Raw genomic sequence first — 1507 nt, 5'->3', positions numbered from 1 at the left:
ATCTGTTGCTCATCCTACTTGTAAGGATGAACGACTGTTTGGGGTTGTATAGTCAAGTAATTAAGTGCATGTGGTGGATGCCTTGGCAGTCAGAGGCGATGAAAGACGTGATAGCCTGCGAAAAGCTCCGGGGAGGCGGCAAATATCCTGTGATCCGGAGATGTCTGAATGGGGAAACCCACTTACCATAAGGTAGGTATTGCATGATGAATACATAGTCATGCAAGGCGAACGAGGGGAAGTGAAACATCTCAGTACCCTTAGGAAAAGAAATCAATTGAGATTCCCTCAGTAGCGGCGAGCGAAAGGGGAAGAGCCCATTAAGTCATATAAGTTCTAGTGGAACGCTCTGGGAAGTGCGACCGTAGACGGTGATAGTCCTGTACACGAAAGGGCTTATATGATGATGTCGAGTAGGGCGAGGCACGTGAAACCTTGTCTGAATATGGGGGGACCATCCTCCAAGGCTAAATACTCCTGACTGACCGATAGTGAACCAGTACCGTGAGGGAAAGGCGAAAAGAACCCCTGTGAGGGGAGTGAAATAGATCCTGAAACCGCATGCATACAAGCAGTGGGAGCCGACTTGTTCGGTGACTGCGTACCTTTTGTATAATGGGTCAGCGACTTATATTCAGTAGCAAGGTTAACCGAATAGGGGAGCCGTAGGGAAACCGAGTCTTAATAGGGCGCATTAGTTGCTGGGTATAGACCCGAAACCAGGTGATCTATCCATGAGCAGGTTGAAGGTTGGGTAACACTAACTGGAGGACCGAACCCACTGTCGTTGAAAAGCCAGGGGATGACTTGTGGATAGGGGTGAAAGGCTAATCAAACTTGGTGATAGCTGGTTCTCCCCGAAAGCTATTTAGGTAGCGCCTCGGACGAATACCATTGGGGGTAGAGCACTGTTTCGGCTAGGGGGTCATCCCGACTTACCAAACCGATGCAAACTCCGAATACCAATGAGTACTATCCGGGAGACAGACTGCGGGTGCTAACGTCCGTAGTCAAGAGGAAAACAATCCAGACCGCCAGCTAAGGCCCCAAAATTATAGTTAAGTGGGAAACGATGTGGGAAGGCATAGACAGCTAGGAGGTTGGCTTAGAAGCAGCCACCCTTTAAAGAAAGCGTAATAGCTCACTAGTCGAGTCGGCCTGCGCGGAAGATGTAACGGGGCTAAAACTATATGCCGAAGCTGCGGATGCATAATTTATTATGCGTGGTAGGGGAGCGTTCTGTAAGCCGATGAAGGTGGATTGAGAAGTCTGCTGGAGGTATCAGAAGTGCGAATGCTGACGTGAGTAACGACAATGCGAGTGAAAAACTCGCACGCTGAAAGACCAAGGGTTCCAGTCCAACGTTAATCGGGGCTGGGTGAGTCGACCCCTAAGGCGAGGCCGAGAGGCGTAGTCGATGGGAAATTGGTTAATATTCCAATACTTCTGTGTAATGCGATGAGAGGACGGAGAAGGTTAAGTCAGCCTGGCGTTGGTTGTCCAGGTG

The 1507-nt window shown here is 49.7% G+C and carries 1 rRNA gene; it reads left to right on the top strand.

Going from position 1 to position 1507, the window contains the following annotated elements:
* Nucleotides 1-50: 50 nt before the first annotated feature.
* Nucleotides 51-1507, top strand: a 23S ribosomal RNA gene (locus tag FTV30_RS16015); the annotation flags it as partial.

Source organism: Acinetobacter sp. YH12255 (assembly GCF_013417355.1).
Lineage (GTDB): Bacteria > Pseudomonadota > Gammaproteobacteria > Pseudomonadales > Moraxellaceae > Acinetobacter > Acinetobacter pseudolwoffii.
The sequence above is the reverse complement of the archived record's forward strand: the minus strand, read 5'-3'. Positions and strand labels throughout refer to the sequence as shown.